Origin of the sequence: Streptomyces marincola (assembly GCF_020410765.1) — a bacterium.
Taxonomy (GTDB): Bacteria; Actinomycetota; Actinomycetes; order Streptomycetales; family Streptomycetaceae; genus Streptomyces; species Streptomyces marincola.
The window spans coordinates 410,916-427,338 of sequence record NZ_CP084541.1; the positions used below are offsets into that span (position 1 = coordinate 410,916).

16 protein-coding genes are annotated in these 16,423 nt (G+C 76.0%); 9 read left to right on the forward strand and 7 right to left on the reverse strand.

The genetic code is table 11. The features are described 5' to 3' along the window. Window positions 1–34: 34 nt before the first annotated feature. Complete coding sequence (locus LC193_RS01580) at window positions 35–796, reverse strand: class I SAM-dependent methyltransferase (protein WP_226070613.1); 762 nt, start codon at window positions 794–796, stop codon at window positions 35–37. 421 nt (window positions 797–1,217) lie between these two features. On the opposite strand from LC193_RS01580, the gene LC193_RS01585 reads away from it, so the two are divergent. The 3 genes from LC193_RS01585 (at window position 1,218) to LC193_RS01595 (ending at window position 4,020) form a co-directional block, all read left to right on the forward strand. Further along, window positions 1,218–1,865: a hypothetical protein gene (locus tag LC193_RS01585; RefSeq protein ID WP_226070614.1), complete on the forward strand. Its 648-nt coding sequence runs from the start codon at window positions 1,218–1,220 to the stop codon at window positions 1,863–1,865. A gap of 107 nt (window positions 1,866–1,972) precedes the next feature. After that, on the forward strand, window positions 1,973–2,656 hold the full coding sequence (locus LC193_RS01590; RefSeq protein WP_404819508.1) for a sigma-70 family RNA polymerase sigma factor: 684 nt from the start codon (window positions 1,973–1,975) through the stop codon (window positions 2,654–2,656). 347 nt (window positions 2,657–3,003) lie between these two features. After that, the gene (locus LC193_RS01595; RefSeq protein ID WP_226070616.1) at window positions 3,004–4,020 is read left to right on the forward strand and encodes a pyridoxal-phosphate dependent enzyme; all 1,017 of its coding nucleotides are present in this window, start codon (window positions 3,004–3,006) and stop codon (window positions 4,018–4,020) included. Between the two features lie 24 nt (window positions 4,021–4,044). Here the strand turns inward: LC193_RS01595 and LC193_RS01600 are convergent, their stop codons facing one another. After that, window positions 4,045–5,040 (reverse strand): GlxA family transcriptional regulator, encoded by a 996-nt coding sequence (locus tag LC193_RS01600; RefSeq protein WP_226070618.1) that lies wholly within the window; start codon window positions 5,038–5,040, stop codon window positions 4,045–4,047. A 114-nt stretch (window positions 5,041–5,154) separates the two neighbouring features. On the opposite strand from LC193_RS01600, the gene LC193_RS01605 reads away from it, so the two are divergent. Further along, window positions 5,155–5,910, forward strand: a complete 756-nt coding sequence (locus tag LC193_RS01605) for a DJ-1/PfpI family protein (protein WP_226070619.1) — start codon at window positions 5,155–5,157, stop codon at window positions 5,908–5,910. A gap of 757 nt (window positions 5,911–6,667) precedes the next feature. Here the strand turns inward: LC193_RS01605 and LC193_RS01610 are convergent. Further along, on the reverse strand, window positions 6,668–8,668 hold the full coding sequence (locus LC193_RS01610; protein WP_226070621.1) for a glycoside hydrolase family 127 protein: 2,001 nt from the start codon (window positions 8,666–8,668) through the stop codon (window positions 6,668–6,670). Window positions 8,669–9,003: 335 nt separating this feature from the next. On the opposite strand from LC193_RS01610, the gene LC193_RS01615 reads away from it, so the two are divergent. Next, the gene (locus tag LC193_RS01615; RefSeq protein WP_404819328.1) at window positions 9,004–10,062 is read left to right on the forward strand and encodes a LacI family DNA-binding transcriptional regulator; all 1,059 of its coding nucleotides are present in this window, start codon (window positions 9,004–9,006) and stop codon (window positions 10,060–10,062) included. Between the two features lie 21 nt (window positions 10,063–10,083). Here the strand turns inward: LC193_RS01615 and LC193_RS01620 are convergent, their stop codons facing one another. Next, the gene (locus tag LC193_RS01620; protein ID WP_226070623.1) at window positions 10,084–10,596 is read right to left on the reverse strand and encodes a mycothiol transferase; all 513 of its coding nucleotides are present in this window, start codon (window positions 10,594–10,596) and stop codon (window positions 10,084–10,086) included. A gap of 246 nt (window positions 10,597–10,842) precedes the next feature. Here LC193_RS01620 and dhaK point away from each other — a divergent pair, with 246 nt between their 5' ends. Genes dhaK through LC193_RS01635 form a run of 3 tightly spaced genes read left to right on the forward strand, consistent with a single transcriptional unit; the run spans window position 10,843 to window position 12,870 of the window. Then, window positions 10,843–11,835 carry a dihydroxyacetone kinase subunit DhaK gene (gene dhaK, locus LC193_RS01625; protein WP_226070625.1) on the forward strand — a complete coding sequence of 331 codons (993 nt, stop codon included), beginning with the start codon at window positions 10,843–10,845 and terminating at the stop codon, window positions 11,833–11,835. 32 nt (window positions 11,836–11,867) lie between these two features. Then, window positions 11,868–12,464 (forward strand): dihydroxyacetone kinase subunit DhaL, encoded by a 597-nt coding sequence (gene dhaL / locus LC193_RS01630; protein ID WP_226078441.1) that lies wholly within the window; start codon window positions 11,868–11,870, stop codon window positions 12,462–12,464. After that, window positions 12,457–12,870, forward strand: a complete 414-nt coding sequence (locus LC193_RS01635) for a PTS-dependent dihydroxyacetone kinase phosphotransferase subunit DhaM (RefSeq protein ID WP_226070627.1) — start codon at window positions 12,457–12,459, stop codon at window positions 12,868–12,870. Before dhaL ends, LC193_RS01635 begins: the two co-directional genes overlap by 8 nt. Before the next feature lie 13 nt (window positions 12,871–12,883). Here the strand turns inward: LC193_RS01635 and LC193_RS01640 are convergent, their stop codons facing one another. The 3 genes from LC193_RS01640 to LC193_RS01650 are packed head-to-tail and all read right to left on the reverse strand — an operon-like array spanning window position 12,884 to window position 15,486. Then, window positions 12,884–13,372, reverse strand: a complete 489-nt coding sequence (locus tag LC193_RS01640) for an NUDIX hydrolase (protein ID WP_226070629.1) — start codon at window positions 13,370–13,372, stop codon at window positions 12,884–12,886. Between the two features lie 9 nt (window positions 13,373–13,381). Continuing rightward, complete coding sequence (locus tag LC193_RS01645; RefSeq protein WP_226070631.1) at window positions 13,382–14,167, reverse strand: glutamate racemase; 786 nt, start codon at window positions 14,165–14,167, stop codon at window positions 13,382–13,384. Beyond that, on the reverse strand, window positions 14,164–15,486 hold the full coding sequence (locus tag LC193_RS01650; protein WP_226070633.1) for a TerD family protein: 1,323 nt from the start codon (window positions 15,484–15,486) through the stop codon (window positions 14,164–14,166). Before LC193_RS01650 ends, LC193_RS01645 begins: the two co-directional genes overlap by 4 nt. Before the next feature lie 248 nt (window positions 15,487–15,734). On the opposite strand from LC193_RS01650, the gene LC193_RS01655 reads away from it, so the two are divergent. Then, window positions 15,735–16,274: a DUF6643 family protein gene (locus LC193_RS01655; RefSeq protein ID WP_226070635.1), complete on the forward strand. Its 540-nt coding sequence runs from the start codon at window positions 15,735–15,737 to the stop codon at window positions 16,272–16,274. The last annotated feature ends 149 nt before the right edge of the window (window positions 16,275–16,423 follow it).

Sequence of the window (16,423 nt, forward strand, 5' to 3'; positions counted from 1 at the left end):
CCCGCGCCCCGGCCCTCGGCGGACGTGCGCGCGCTCACCCGCCCGCCCCTTCCCGCGCCGCGGGACGGGTGCCGCGCACGATGAGGCGCTTGGCGTGGTTGTCGTAGGGGGACTTGTCGAACCCGCCGTAGCACTCGACGTCGGTGAACCCCGCCTGTTCGAACAGGGACCGCAGTTCGGCGGCGCTGTAGAGGGTCGAGGTGATCGACGCCTCGCGGGCCGTCCCGTTCCTGACGAGGGTCCAGTCGGTGCGCAGGCGCGTCCAGTCGTCGAGGATGGTGTCGCGCTGCACGACGTAGGCGTCGCCGGCCTCGACGACCTGCGGGCGCCCGATCCACCCGGCGAGCACCTCCTTGCCCATGATGTCGATCAGAAGGTGGCCGCCGGGCACCAGCGAGTCGTAGGCGTTGCGCAGGACCTGGAAGTTGTCCTCGGGCCTGCGGAAGTAGCCGAAGGACGTGAACATGTTCAGCACCACGTCGTAGGACTCCGGTTCGACGTGCGTGAGCATGTCGCCCCGGATCAGCCGGGCCCTGGCGCCGGCCCGCTCGCACGCGTCCCGGGCGCGATCGAGCATGGCGGGGCTGAGGTCGACGCCGGTCACCGCGCAGCCGCGGCGGGCCAGCGGCACGACGTACAGGCCGGGGCCGCAGCACAGGTCGAGCACGCGCATGCCCGCCGGGTGGGCGAGCAGGGGGGAGACCGCGACGAGTTCCGCGGTCGCGACCCGGCGCGGCTCCGAGAACATCACATCGGCGAAATCGACCCAAAAACCGTCATCCTCGTACCAATGCATGGATAAAGAAACCTCGATTCCGGGGACGGCCGCGCGGGGCGGGCGACACTGTTTCGGCCGTGGGCACGGGATCTTTCTGCTCTTTGTGTCGTCCGCGAGGCCCGGAAAGTTCCCGGCGGACCGCACCGCCATGAACGGAAACGGCCCGCCGCTCCTCGGACCGGCCGACACGTTCCGTGATGCGTCCGGATTCCGGTCGGCGTGCGGCGCTTTCCGGCCGCGCCTCGGACACAGCACTCATTCACTTGAGAAGTCGTACGGGGCGGCGGGCCGGTTCCCGGAACGCGACACGTGTTTCTCCCGCGACGAAAGTGCTGTCGAGCATATCGTCAGCCGGACCCGGCGATGTCACCATGGTGGAGTCATGGAAGCGGGCCGGGTGTTGCGAGTGGCGCGGGCAGCCGTATTCTCGGGGCTCTGCGTGACACTCGCCGTTTCCGGCCACATGGTGATGTCGGGCCCCGCGCCGTCCCCGTGGGCCGCCGCCGCCGCATTCCTGGCCGTCCTGGTGGCCGCCGCCGCTTTCACCGGCCGGGAGCGCGGCAGGGCCGCGGTGATCCTGGCCGCCCTCGCCGCGCAGGCGCTCCTGCACGGCGCGTTCTCGGCGTTCTCGGCCTCTGCGGCTTCCTCGGCTGCCGTCCCCGGGGCCCCGCACGGCGACGGGTCCGCGGGGCCGCCGGCCGGGCGCGTTCTGTGCCACGCCCCGCCCGCCGCCCAAGACCCGGCCTGCGCCGCGGTGGACGGCGCGGCACACGCCCTGCCCGCGCAGACGCCCGGCATGATCGGCGCCCACCTCGTGGTCGCCCTGCTGAGCGCGTGGTGGCTGTGGCGGGGCGAGCGCGCCGTCTTCGCGCTGCTGCGCTGGGCGGCGCTGCGCGTCCTGCTGCCCGCGCTGCGGCCCGCTTCCCGCCTCGCGCCTCCGTCGGCCGACCGCGCGGTGCGCGCACCGGAGAGCGCGCCCGTTCCCCGGCAGCTGCTCCTGGTGCGGCGCACCGGCTCGCGCGGGCCGCCACCGCCGTGGGCTGCCCGCGCGGCAGCACGGCGACACGGCCGGGCCCTCCCCGCCTGACAACGCCCCACCCACGCCCGCATCCGGCAGGTCCCGGCCCTTCCTCCCCACCGTGCCGGCCCACCGACGGCACGGTCCACGCGAAAGGCGACAGGACTGTGACGCACCTGCCCACTGCCGTGCCCGAGCCCACCGGCGGACACCGCCGCCCCCCGCACCCGCCGCGCCCCCCGCGGGACGAAACGTCCCGTCCTGCCCGCCGCTCCGCCGCCAGGACGCCGGACGCCGGCGCGGACGACGCGCGGATCACCGCCTGGGCGCTCGCGGCCCGGGACGGTGATCCGCAGGCGGTGGAACTGTTCGTCCGCGCCGTACGGAACGACCTGCACCGCTACCTGACCCGGCTCAGCGGCGACGCGCAGGGCGCGGAGGACTTGACGCAGGAGACGCTGCTGCGCGCGCTGCGGAGCCTGCCCGCGTTCGAGGGCCGCTCCTCGGCCAGGACCTGGCTGCTCTCGATCGCCAGGCGGACCCTGGTCGACCGCATCCGCTACGAGCGGGCCCGCCCGCGCGTCGCGGAGACGCCGGACTGGATGTCCGTCGTGGAGGGCCGACAGCACGGGAACGTGCCGGGATTCGAGGAGGGCGTCGCGCTGAACGAACTCCTCGCCCGCCTTCCGTCCGACCGCGCCACGGCGTTCCGCCTCACCCAGATACTCGGAATGCCCTATGCCGAGGCCGCCGCGGCGAGCGGCTGCCCGGTCGGTACCGTCCGCTCCCGGGTCGCCCGGGCCAGGCAGACGCTCATTTCCCAGCTCGCCACCGCGGAGAACGACGGAACACCGCACTGAAAAACTTCCACGGGCCGGCCCGCGACCGGTCTCCTTTCCCCGCCGCCGCGGCGGCGGGGAAACACCGGCCTTCCTCGGCGCGCCATTACCGATCCACTGATCAACGGGATCCCGCCGTCCTCGTCCCCGCCCAGGGAAGGACAGGACCCCCTTTGTTGGTCGGATGGAAAACCGGCCCGGTTCCCGTTCCGCGGGCACCGGTCGGAATCCGACCGGTGCGTTTTGACGCGGTCGGCCACGGGCACAATGTCCGTCGCCCTCAATGTTTTTGAATCCCCCAGAGACTTCACCTTTCCGGGCCCGGCCCAAGGGGTCGGGGCGGAATTCTCATTCGAGGTGGCAATGCCATGCAATGGGCCGTTCACGAGCACATCACCGACGCCATCAAGGCCCCGGACCTGATCCGGCTCACCCCCAACACGGTGCTGGCGCGTTTCGAGACGCTGAAGGTCTACGCGGCGCTCGGGGCCGTCCGCGCCCTCCTCGACCGCGGCACGATCCGTCCCGGGCAGACGGTGGTGGACAGTTCGAGCGGCATCTACGCCCTGGCCCTGGCGATGGCCTGCCAGCGGTACGGCCTGCGCTGCCACATCGTGGCCTCCACCACCGTGGACGCCACGATGCGCGTGCAGTTGGAGATCCTGGGGGCCACCGTCGACCAGATGCCGCCATCCCAGGACCTGCGCCTCGACCAGGAGCGCCGCGTCCGCCGCGTGCGCGAACTGGTCGCGCGGGACCCGGACATGCACTGGATGCGGCAATACCACGACGCGGTGCACTACGCGGGCTACCGGGAGTTCGCCGACCTGGTGGCCGCCGCCCTGCCCGGGCGCGACCTCACGGTGGTGGGCGCGGTCGGCACCGGCTCGTCCACCGGCGGACTCGTCGTGCCCCTGCGCGAACGCGGCCTCGCCGTCCGCCTGGTGGGCATACAGCCCTTCGGCAGCGTGACGTTCGGCAGCGAACGGTTCCAGGACCCGGAGGCGATCATCGCCGGCATCGGCAGCGCCATCCCGTTCGGGAACGTCCGCCACCACCTCTACGACACCGTGCACTGGATCGGGTTCGGCCACGCGCTCGCCGGTGCCGTCGGACTGCTGCGCGAACACGCGGTGTTCGCCGGGCTGTCCACCGGGGCGGCCCACCTCGCGGCGCGGTGGGAGGCCGCGCGCCACCCGGACCGCACGCACCTGGTCATCGGCCCCGACACCGGGCACCGCTACGCGGAGCGCGCGTTCGCACGCCACCGCGAGGCGCCCGACCCGCGCGGCCTCAAACCGCACCAGATCACCAGCCAGGACGACCTCGCGCCGCCCTGGTCCGTCATGGAGTGGCGCGGGCGCGCCCTGCCCGTGCCGTCCTGACGCGGGGCGGCGGCGCCCCTGGCCTCAGGACGGCGCGCCCGACCCGCCGGTCGCGGAGCCGCCCGCCGCGCGGAAACGCTTGCGGTAGGCGGCAGGCCCACAGCCCTGCCGTTCCCTGAAGTGGGCCCGCAGCGACACGGCCGAGCCGAAACCGCACAGGCCCGCGATCTGCTCGACGGGCAGCTCCGTCGTCTCAAGCAGCGCCCTGGCCCGCTCGACGCGCAGGCGCAGCAGCCAGCGCAACGGCGTCGTCCCCGTGCCCGCCCGGAACCTGCGGTGCAACTGCCGTTCGCTCAGACTCGCCGCGCGGGCGATGTCGGCCAGGCGCAGCGGGCGGTGCAGATTGTGCTGGAGCCAGTCGAGCGTGGCCGCGAGCGAGCCGCGCCCGCCGTCGCCGCCGCCGTTCGGCTGCCTCACGTACTGCACGGCCGTGCCCTCGCGCCGGTAGGGCACGACGAGAGCGGCGGCGGCGCGCGCGGCCACGTCCGCGCCGAAGTCGCGGCCGATCAGGTGCAGGCACAGGTCGAGCCCGGCCGCGACACCGGCCGAGGTCAGCACCTCGTCCTCGTCCGTGAAGAGCAGATCGGGGTCGACGGTGACCGCCGGGTGGCGCGCGGCGAGCCCGCCGGCCGCCAGCCAGTGGGTCGTCGCCGTGCGGCCGTCGAGCAGCCCCGCCTCGGCGAGCAGGAACGCCCCGGTGCAGATGGCGGCCACCCGGCGGCCTTCGGCGTGCGCGGCTCTGAGCACGTCGAGGACGTCGTCCTGCCCCGCCGCGGCCTCCCGGTCCACGCCGGGCACGATCACGGTGTCCGCGGCGCGGGCCGCGGCCAGCGGGCGCGTGGGCGTCAGCACGAAGCACAGCGTTCCGGCGGCCGTCGCGACCACGGGCGCGTCCCCGCACACCATGACCTCGTACAGCGGGGCGCCGTCCGCGCGCCGGGCCATGGCGAACGCCTGGCAGGCCGCGGAGACGTCGAACCCGACCACGGCGCGCGGCACCAGCACCGCCACGGTGCGCATGGCGGGAACCTAGCGGCTTCCGTCGGCGGCGCGCCTGTCGGCGCCCGGGCTCGGTCGCGAGGCTGGGCGCACAGGTCCTGGGCATGGGGGCCCGGACGGAACAGGAGGCACGCGGTGGAACGCAGGAACTTCCTCCAGTGGTCGACGGCGGCGGGCGCGGGCGCGCTCGCCGGGCAGGGCGCGCGGGCCGCGGGTGAGCCGGGGGCGCGGGCCGCCGGCGCCCACGCGGCGGGGCGCGAGCGGCACGACGGGCCGCTGCGGGTGCACATCGTGCTGTTCGACGGGGCCGAGGAACTGGACTTCGCCGCGCCCTTCGGGGTGCTCTCGGGGGCGGGCGCGATCCGAGGCGCGCCCGGGGCCGAGGTCAGGTACGTCACGCTGGGCAGGCCGCGCCTGATCCGGGGGGCCTACGGCTCGCTGACCCGGGTGGAGCACCGGTGGGCGCCGCGCGAGGCGGACATCATCGTCGTGCCGGGCGGCGGCTACCGGGACCGGGAGGGCCCCGGCATCTGGGCGGAGATCGAGAACGGCGCGCTGCCCGCCGCGCTGGCCGCGGCGCCGCGCCCCGGCCTGACGCTCGCGGCGGTGTGCACCGGCGCGCTGCTGCTCGGCGCCGCGGGGCTGATCGAGGGGAGGCCGTGCACGACGCACCACCGCGCCGTCGCTGACCTGGTCGAGCAGGGCGGCACCCTGGTCGACGCCCGCGTCGTGGACGACGGCGACCTGGTCACGGCCGGAGGCGTCACCTCGGGGCTCGACCTGGCCCTGTGGCTCTCGCGCCGCGCGCTGGGCGCCGACGTCGCCGTGCGGGTGGAGGCGATGCTGGAGTACGAGGCACGTGGCACGGTGTGGACTCCCCCCGGCACGTGACGTCTCGCCGGCCCGGTCGCGGATCACGGCCTGCTCCCTCCTGACGGGCCGCCGCGCGCGGCCCCGTGAACGACAGTCGGTGCCGCGCCCCCGCCGGTTCCCGCGGTGGGGCGGCCCCCGGGCACGCGGGGACCGGTCCGGCCGCGGTGGCGGAGCAGCGCACAGGCGCCGCCGGTGAACGGCGGGGCGCGGTGCCGGTCCCGCCGGTGCCGCGTCGGCCAGGGGTTGCCCGCCGAGGAGCGGCGATCCGGTGCGGTGCGTCGCGAGGCGCCGCATCGCCCTCGTGCTGGCGCACGTGGGTGATGCGGCAACGCGGCGACGGGGGCACATCCCGGCCGCGGGGCCGGGGGCGTGCCGGGCGCCGCGCCGGGACCGACTTCGGCTGACGGGGCCCACGTTGTCCTGGCCCGGGCGCGGGGCGCCGAGCACGTCGGGCCGAGGCGGGGCGCGGTGCGCCCGGTCGTGTCGGCGGGCCGGGCCCCGGAGGACCGGGAACGGGACGCGCACGAGGTCGCCGGAAGCCGGGCCCGGCCCGGCGGCGCCGGGCCCGCACCAAGGTGCCCGAGGGGGAGGCGTCAGCGCGCGACGGACCTCCCGGGGCGCGCCGTCGCACGCGACGGCGGCCTCCGCCGCGGAGCCCGCCCGGCCGGAGCGGGCTCACGGACCGAGCGTGACCGGCCCGTGAGCCCGTTCCCGGCGGTCGCGACGGGGGCGCGACCGCCGGCGAGGCCGCGACCACACGCGACCGCGGCGCGGTTCAGCGGACCGCGCCGTCCGCCGCGGGTCCCTCGTCCGCGCCCAGGGCCGGGAGCCACACGCGCATGGCGGCCCGCGCGCGGTGCCCCCACAGGTGGTAGGGAACGGCCGTGATGTCCGCCGCCACCGGCGCCCCGGCGCGGCCGCCGCCGGCCGCGGGGTAGGGCCACCAGTCGCCGGTGTCCCGGGGCGCGACGGCCGCGCCCGCTGCCGACACGGTGACGATGCCGCCGAGCAGTCCCGGTTCCCGCCGCTCGCCCAGCGGAGCGGCCGGGTCGATGCGCAGGTCGTCGATGACGGTGCCCTCGGGGTGGTCGGCGCGCTCGGCGCAGTAGACGAGCGGCCCGCGTTCGATCGCCAGGCAGCCGCGCAGCGCGTCGGCCCGTGCGGGCGGGGCCGTCAGCCGGGGCGCGAGGTCCAGGTCGAGGTCGACCGCGTCGCCCCGCCGCCAGCGGCGCCTGACGCGCAGCCAGCCGTCCTCCGCCGCGTCGGCGGCGACGGGTTCGCCCGCCGCGCTCGCGCGCCACGCGCCGGCCGCCCAGGCCGGGACGCGCAGCGTGAGGGTCCACTCGGCGTCGGGGGTCTCGGTGACGGCGACCCGGATCCGCCCGTCCCACGGGTAGTCGGTGGTGACCTCGACGGCCGCGCGCGCACCGCTGCCGGCCACGTCGTCGACCGCGTAGGCGCCCGTCGCGTACTGGTGGAGCGTCAGGCCCGCGCCGTCGGCCGCCGCGAGGTAGTGCGGCAGCGACGCGAGCAGGCGCATCACGTTCGGCGGGCAGCAGGCGCAGTGGAACCACCGGGTGCGGAAGGCGCCGCGGTCCCCGGTCCTGGTCACGTGCCCCTCGCGGACCTGGAGCGGGTTGACGTAGGAGTAGTGGGCGCCGTCGAGGGAGACGCCGGAGAGGAACCCGTTGAACAGCACGCGTTCCATGTGGTCGGCGTACCGGGCGCGGCCCGTGGCGAGCAGCAGCCGCCAGCTGAACATGACCGAGGCGATGGCCGCGCAGGTCTCGGTGTAGGCGCGCTCCGAGGGCAGCTCGTAGGGGTCGCCGAACGCCTCGTCGGTGTGGTGGGAGCCGAGGCCGCCGGTCAGGTAGGTCCTGGTGGCCGCCATTTCCTCCCACAACCGCTCGGCGGCGGCCAGGAGTTCGGCCTCGCCGGTCTCCGCGTGGACGTCGGCCACTCCCGCGAGCAGGTACAGCTGGCGCACGGCGTGCCCGGTGACGGCGTCGGCCTCGCGCACCGGGGTGTGGTCCTGCCAGTAGCGGGGGCCGAAGCCGCCGGCGGGCAGCAGGCCGTGCCCCCTGCGGTCGATGAACCAGCCCGCCAGGTCGAGGTAGCGGCGCTCCCCCGTGCAGCGGTACAGCTCGACGAGGGCCGTCTCGATCTCGGGGTGCCCGCAGACGCCGTCGAGGCGGCCCTCGCCCGTGCCGAAGACGGAGTCGATGTGGTCGGCGAAGCGCGTGGCGATGTCGAGCAGGCCGGTGCGGCCCGTGGTGCGGACGTGCGCGACGGCCGCCTGGATGAGGTGCCCCGCGCAGTACAGCTCGTGGCCCCAGCCGAGTTCGGCCCAGCGCCGGTCGGGGCGCACCACCTGGTAGTACGACTGGAGGTAGCCGTTGTCGTCCTGGGCGTCGGCGAGCAGCGCGGTCACCTCGTCGACGCGTTCGGTCAGCCGGGCCGCCTCGTCCGGGTCCGTGGCCGGGTCGCCGAGCTGCCAGGCCACGGCTTCGAGCCACTTGTAGACGTCGGAGTCGAGGAACGGCAGGTTGTTGACGTACGCGCCGGTCGCGGTGCCGGCGGCGAGCCTGAGGTTGTGGAAGTTGCCGGCCTCGGTGAGGCGTTCGTAGCCGTCGGGCACGCTGACGGCGGCGTTGACGGCCCGCCTGGCGGCCCACAGCCCGCCGGTGATCGCGGCCTCGCTCGCCGGGCGCAGCGTGCCGCGGGCGGACGCGGTCGGTATGAGGGGGCCGGGGGCGGGGCGGGGGCTGCGGGGCATGTGCGGGCTCCTGGGGTGCGCGGTCGACGGGCCGGCGCAACGGCCGGCGGGCAGCGGTGGTCCCACCGCGGGCACCGGCATGCGGCGGTCCTCGGTGGGCGGACGAGGGACGACGACGGTCAGCGGCCGGCGGCGAGGCCCCGGCCGGAGGCAAGAAGGAAAACCTTTTCCTTCGTCATCGGGAATCTAGGCGCGCCCGGTCCACGGGTCAAGAGGCGCAGGCGCGGAGTATGATCGGTCGCTGCCGGGCCGGATCACGGCCCTGAAGCCGCGGCGCCCGCACGGACGGGCCCCGGGACAGGACTTCGGGGAGCCGGGGGAATCGAGGAAAAGCGTTGTCCGATGCGCAGGTCAGCCGGTCAGGGGCGGGGGCACGCCCGGACGCGGGCCGGGGAGACCCCCGGCCGCGCGCCACCATCGCCGATGTCGCCGCGCTCGCGGGGGTGTCGGCCGGTACGGCCTCCAAGGCGCTGAACAACCGGGGCAAGCTGCGCGAGGAGACCCGCGCGCGGGTGGCCGATGCCGCCAGGCGGCTGGGTTTCCGGCCGAACGAGATGGCCCGCAGCCTGCTGAGCGGTCGCAGCTTCACCGTGGGCCTGCTGACCACCGACCACGTCGGGCGCTTCAGCCTGCCGGTGCTGCTCGGCGCCGAGGACGCGCTGGGGGCCGGCGAGATCTCCGTGTTCCTCTGCGACACCCGGGGCGACGCGATCCGCGAACGGCACCACCTCCAGGCCCTGGCCTCCCGGCGCGTCGACGGCATCATCGTCGCGGGGCGGCGCACCGATCCGAGGCCGCCGCTGCGGCAGCTCCTCGACGTGCCCGTCGTCTACGCCATGGCGCCCTCGCAGCGCGCGGACGACCTGTCCGTGGCGCCCGACGAGGAGCAGGGCGCACGCGAGGCCGTGCGGCACCTCCTCGCGGCGGGGCGTTCGCGGATCGCGCACATCACCGGGCCCGCCAGGCACCACTCCTCGCAGGTGCGCGCGGCGGCGTTCCGGGCGGCGCTGGCCGAGGCCGGTCTCGAACCCGCCGGCGGCACGGTGCTGTTCGGCGAGTGGAACGAGCCCTGGGGCCGGCGGGCGGTGCGGCACGTGCTGCACGCCGACCCGCGGTGCGACGCGGTGTTCTGCGGCAGCGACCAGATCGCGCGCGGGGCCGCGGACAGCCTGCGCGAGTCGGGGCACGCGGTACCGGACGACATCGCGCTGGTCGGGTTCGACAACTGGGACGTCATGGTCACCGCGAGCCGCCCGCCCCTCACCACCGTCGACATGGAGCTCGGCGCGCTCGGGCGCGCCGCGGCCGTGCGCCTCCTCGAAGCGATCGACGGGCGGGCCAGGCCGGGCACGGAACACCTGCCGTGCCGGCTGGTGCTGCGCGAGTCGGCCTGAGCCCCGCCGGCCCGCGCGCGTTCAGGAACCGCGCAGGAGCAGCCCGCGCAGGAACGCCGCCTGGCCGGCGTGCTGGAGGTCGTCGGCCAGCACGCTCACCAGCCGGACCCCGAGGGTGACCGGCGGCGTCCAGCCGGGGTCGACCACGCGGTCGAGGTCGGCGTCGGTGAGGCCGCGCACGTAGTCGAGCGTGGCCGCGTGCACCGCGTCGTGGTAGCCGGTCAGCAGCGCCGGGTCGGCGACGCGGACCCGGGCCACCTCGTCGGGGCCGTGGCCGTAGCCGGTCTCCTCGGCCGGGAAGGGCAGCGAGAACCGGCCCTCCCAGCCGTCGGCCGTCCAGGTCTGCGGCCGGCCGGCGACCTCCGACACGTGGTCGTCCTGCACCCGGGTGAGGTGCCACACCAGCCAGGCCACGGAGTTGGCACCGGGGTCGGGGCGTTCGGCCAGCTGGTCGGGGGTCAGTCCCGCCACCGCCTCGTGGACCGCTTCCCTGGTCCGGTCGAACGCGTCGGCGAGGAGGTCGGCGCTGCGCATGCGGGCTCCCTGCGGTTGGTGCGGATGCCGCCCCGGTGCGCCCCACCGGGCGGCCTGCCCCCGCCATTGTCCACGCGGGCGCGGCCCGCGGCCCGTCCGGGCGCCGCCCCGGCGCGGCGGACCGCTGCCCTCGCGCCGCGACGCGTCGCGCCCGGGCGGCTGTGGAACGGCCGCCGGGTCCGTACGCTGGTGCGCGGTCACCGGACCGCCCGGCACATCCGCACCGCCCGTTCAGGAGGACCGCCCGTGAGGATGCTGATCAACGCGGCAGAACGCGTCGTCGCCGACGCCCTGCGCGGCATGGCGCAGGCGCACCCGGAGCTCGTCGTCGACGTCGAGCACCGGGTGATCGTCCGCGCGGACGCCCCCGTGGCCGGGAAGGTGGGCCTGGTGTCCGGCGGCGGCTCGGGCCACGAGCCGCTGCACGGCGGGTTCGTCGGGCCCGGCATGCTGGACGCCGCCTGCCCCGGCGAGGTGTTCACCTCGCCCGTGCCCGACCAGATGGTGCGGGCGGCGGCGGCCGTGGACAGCGGCGCGGGCGTGCTGTTCGTCGTGAAGAACTACACGGGCGACGTGCTGAACTTCGACATGGCCGCGGAACTGGCCGAGGACGAGGGCATCCGGGTCGCCAAGGTCCTGGTCCGCGACGACGTGGCCGTCGAGGACAGCACGCACACGGCGGGCCGGCGCGGCACCGGCGCCACGCTGTTCGTGGAGAAGATCGCCGGGGCCGCCGCCGAGGAGGGCGCGCCGCTCGAACGCGTCACCGCCCTCGCCCGGCAGGTGGCGGACTCCTCGCTCAGCTTCGGCGTCGCGCTCGGCGCGCCCGCCACGCCGGCCAAGGGCGGCCCGACGTTCGACCTGCCGCCCGGCGAACTCGAACTCGGCATCGGCATCCACGGCGAGCCGGGGCGCGAACGGCGCCGCATGATGACCTCGGGCGGGATCGCGGACGCCGCGGTCGGCGTCCTCCTGGACGAGCTGCGTCCTGACGGGCCCGTGCTCGCGCTGGTCAACGGCATGGGCGCCACGCCGCTGCTCGAACTGTACGGCTTCGGCGCCGAGGTGCGGCGCGTCCTGGACGAGCGGGGCGTCCCCGTGGCACGTACGCTCGTCGGCAACTACGTGACGTCGCTCGACATGGCGGGCTGCTCGGTGACGCTGTGCCGGGCCGACGAGGAACTGCTCCGGCTGTGGGACGCCCCGGTGAGCACCCCGGGCCTGCGGTGGGGACGCTGAGAGACGCTGAGAGGAGCGCAGAGGTGGCTGCGATGGACGCCGGTTTCTTCCGGCGCTGGCTCACCACGGCCGCCCGGGCCGTCGAACGGGACGCGGACCGTTTGACCGCACTCGACTCGGCGATCGGCGACGCCGACCACGGCAGCAACATGCGCCGCGGCATGGCGGCGGTCGCCGCCGCGCTCGACGCCGAGGAGCCGGCCACGCCGGGCGCCGTGCTGCTGCTCGCGGGCCGCACGCTGGTGTCCACCGTCGGCGGCGCGTCCGGCCCCCTGTACGGAACGCTGCTGCGCCGCGCGGGCAAGGCCCTGGGCGACGCGGAACGGGTCGAGGGCGAGGAGCTGCGCGAGGCGCTGGCCGCGGGGGCGGACGCGGTCGCGCGGCTCGGCGGCGCGGCCCAGGGCGACAAGACGATGCTGGACGCGCTGCTGCCCGCCGTCGCGGCCCTGCCCGACCTCGCCGCCGCGGCCGGGGCGGCGGAACGCGGCGCGGAGGCCACCGTCGCGCTGCGGGCGCGCAGGGGCCGGGCCAGTTACCTGGGCGAGCGGAGCGAAGGGCACATGGACCCGGGCTCGGCCTCGACGGCGCTGCTGTTCCTCGCCCTCGCGGAGGTGGCGGACGATGCCTGAGCGGCAGGCCCGGGTGGGCATCGTGCTGGTCTCCCACAGCAGGGAGGTCGCCCAGGCGGTGGCCGCCCTGGCCGCCGGTCTGGCCGGCGGCGGCGAGCTGGCCCCCGTCGAGGCAGCGGGCGGCACCGCCGACGGCGGCCTCGGCACCAGCGCCGAGCTGATCGCGGGGGCGGCGCGCCGCGCGGACCGCGGTGCGGGCGTCGCGGTGCTCGCCGACCTCGGCAGCGCGGTCCTGACCGTCCAGGCGATGCTCGCCGAGGGCGACGAACTGCCGCGCGGCACGCGCCTTGTGGACGCGCCGTTCGTCGAGGGCGCGGTGGCCGCGCTGGTCACCGCGTCCGCGGGCGCCGACCTGGCCGCGGTCGCGGAGGCCGCGGGCGAGGCGTACACCTACCGCAAGACGTGACGCCCGCCGCGCCTCACCGCGGGGCCGGGCCGCCGCCGGGCGAGAACGCGGTCGGCCCGTCCGCGCCCGCCAGCTTGATCCGGCGCAGCGCCGACTCGCGCAGTGGCGGCAGGGCGTCGATCCTGAACCAGTCCACGTCGAGCGACTCGTCGTCGTTGACGCGGGCCGAGCCGCCGGTGGCGCGGCACAGCAGGCAGATGTCGAGGTACTGGCAGTTGTCGCCGTTGGCGTAGCGGACGGGTTCGAGCGTCTCCACCAGCAGGATCCGTTCGGCCACGCAGTGCACGGCCGTCTCCTCGAACACCTCGCGCACGGCCGTCTCGGCCGGCTGCTCCCCGGGCTCGCAGATGCCGCTGATGAGGGCCCACGCTCCGGTGTCCGCGCGCCGCCCGAGCAGCACGCGGCCCGCGTCGTCGAGCACGACGGCGCTCACGCCCGGCAGGAACAGCAGGTCGTGCCCGATGCGGGTGCGCAGGTCGCGGATGAAGGGAGGAGTGCTCATGCGGCGAGACTACGGCGTTGCCCCGGGGCCGCGCAGGAAGCGCCCTTCCGCGTAGGCGAGCGCGGCGCGCGGCAGTTCCGCCGGGCGGCCGTCCGCGAAGAACCGCAGGCCGCCGCGGGCCGGGGCGTCGGGGGCCGCGGGGCGGCCGATGCGGCGCAGCGCCTGGGCGGCCACGGCCTCGGCCGAGCCGAACAGGGTGACGGCCCGGCCCGTGGCCTCCCTGATGTGGTCGCGGATGCGGGCGGAGACCAGTTCGTAGTGGGTGCAGCCGAGCACGACCGCCGCGGTCTCCCGGGGCGTCAGCGCGGCGGCGGCCTTCACGGCCGCGGCGACGGCCGCCTCGTCGGCCCGTTCCACGGCCTCGGCGAGGCCGTGGCAGGGCACCTCGACCGCGGGCACGCCGTGCGCGAACTCCTCGATCAGCCGCCGCTGGTACGGGCTGCCCGTGGTCGCCGGGGTGGCCCACACCGCGAACGGCCCCGCGGTGGTCGCGGCCGGTTTGACGGCGGGCACGGTGCCGATCACGGGCACGGCCGGCTCGAACTCGGCCCGCAGCGCGGGCAGCGCGTGCACGGATGCGGTGTTGCAGGCGACGACGAGCGCGTCCGGCTCCTCGGCCGCCGCGGCCCGCGCGCAGCCGAGCGCGCGGGCCGTGATGCTCTCGGTGCTGCGCGGGCCCCATGGCATGCCGCCGGGGTCGGTGGACAGCACCAGGTCGGCGTCCGGCCGCAGCCGCCGCAGGGCGGCCGACGCGGCGAGCAGTCCGAGTCCCGAGTCGACGAGCGCGATCCTCACTTGCGTCCCGGCGTCCACTGCATGCCGAACCCGTACGCGTAGTCGACCGTGCGCTGCGGGCTGACGCCGCGCTCGGGCACCAGGTACCTGGCCTCGCGGTGCACGACGAGGTCGCCGCGCTCGTTGGTGAGCAACGCCAGGGCGCACACCGGCGAGGCGACGGTGCACTCGTCGAGGTGGAACTCGATGGGGGCGCCGCGCTCGGGGGTGAGGGTGACGGTGGCGGCGATGTTCTGGAAGCTGCTTGCGCCGGAGTAGATCGTCACGAAGATGACGACGCGCTTGAGCTCGCGCGCGTGGTCGAGGTTGATCGTGAGGTTCTCGCCCTTGGCGACGGCGCCGGTCCTGTCGTCGCCGTCCAGGTGCATGTAGGGCGGCTGGTCGAGCGAGCCGAACGCGTTGCCCAGGGCCTGGACGACGCCCTTGCGGCCGTCGGACAGCTCGAACAGCGCGCACAGGTCGAGGTCGAGGCCGCCCGACATCGCCTTGGTGATGCGTTCGCGCCAACCGCCGCCGCCCTGCTTCTGCGGGGCGCGCTGCTCCCAGTTGAGGTTGACATGCATGCGGCCCGAGGCGCCCTGCTTGGCCAGCGAGATCGCCGGCGACTCCTTGGTGAGCGTGATCTTGCTCAAGTTGATCGGGCTCGCCGGGGCGGCCGGAGCCGCGGGCGCTGCCGGGGCGACGGGCGCTGCCGGGGCCGCGGGCGGCGCGGCGGGGGCCTGGGGCGGCAGGGGCGCGGCGGCGGGTGTGGGGGCGGGCGGCGGCGGGGCCACGGGGGCGGGCGCGGCGGCGGCCGGCTCGTCGTCGACGCTGATCCCGAAGTCGGTGGCGAGCCCGGCGAGCCCGGAGTCGTAGCCCTGGCCGACGGCCCGGAACTTCCACGCGCCCTGGCGCCGGTACAGCTCGCCCAGCACGAACGCGGTCTCGCTGCTGGCGTCCTCGCTGTCGAAGCGGGCCACCTCGGCGCCGGTGTCGGCGTCCAGGACGCGCACGTGCAGGCCGGGAACACTGCCGAACGTGCCGCCGTCGGCCGAGGCGACGAGGGCGACCTTCTCGATGCCGGGCTCGACGGTCGCGAGGTCGACGGCGAGGCGGTCGGTCACGACGTTGCCCTGGGGCTGCTTGCCCTCGTGGCGCACGGCGCCCGAGGCGTGCCGCGGCTGGTTGTAGAAGATGAAGTCGGCGTCGGAGCGCACCTTGCCGCCGTCGACGAGCAGCAGGGCCGAGGCGTCCACGTCGGGCACTCCACCGCCGGCGTTCCAGCCGATCTCGACACGGACCGACCTGGCGGGTACCGGAACGTTCGCACCTTTGAGCATGTGGGTTCCTCCGTCGGGCGGCGGTCGTCACGCCACCGGTTCTGCGGGTACGGCCCACTATGCCACCCCGGGCCCCCGGGACCGCCTGCGGGACCCCTGATACAACATCACGCATGGGGGCTTCGACCCTTTTTCCAGAATTTTCCCGTAATTCCTTCGAATTGGCCACCCGGAGTCAGCGCAAGCACACGAAAAGACCCTCTAATCGGTCTCCCCAACGACCACATGGTGGGCTTAACTTATGGAGCATGACCTCCCCGCGCCCCTACGGCGGTGCCTACTCTGCGCCGTCGTTCGTTGACACCCCCATCTATGACAGGCTGGTGGCCGAGCGGGGGACCCCGCAGATCGCGCCGATCCGGGTGCCGGCCGCCTACGACTCCCTCGGCTACCAGCCGGCCCACGCGCAGTCGTCGCTGCCGGCCCTGCCCGCGCTGCCGGCGGCCCCGGCGCCCGCGCAGCAGCACGCCCAGCCGCATCCGCAGGGGCCCGGCGGGTACCCCGGGTACCAGGCCACGCCCGCGCGCGGGCTGCCGGGGCCCGTGGCCCCGCAGCCCGCGGCGCCCTACTTCCCGCAGCAGGGGGCGCCGCGGCCCTACCAGGGCGGCCACGCCCCGCAGGCTCCCGCCCCGCAGCAGATGCGGCCGGCCGCGCCGCGGCCCGCCGTGCCGCGCCCGATGCAGCCGGGCGGCTACCCGGGGCAGCAGCAGGCCCCGGGGCACCAGCAGCCCGCGCAGCACCAGTACCCCGGCACCGGCTACTGGTCGGAGCAGGGGGCGGGCCACTGACGACCTCGCGGTGAACCGGCGGCGCGGGCCCGGGGCCGGGGTGCCGACGCGCACCGGCCGCGCCGCCGGGGACCGGCGTGCGCGGCCGGGACGGGCCGGTCCGGCGCGGCGGCAGGGGACGGGCGCCGCGCCGGTGTCTCGGCGCGCAC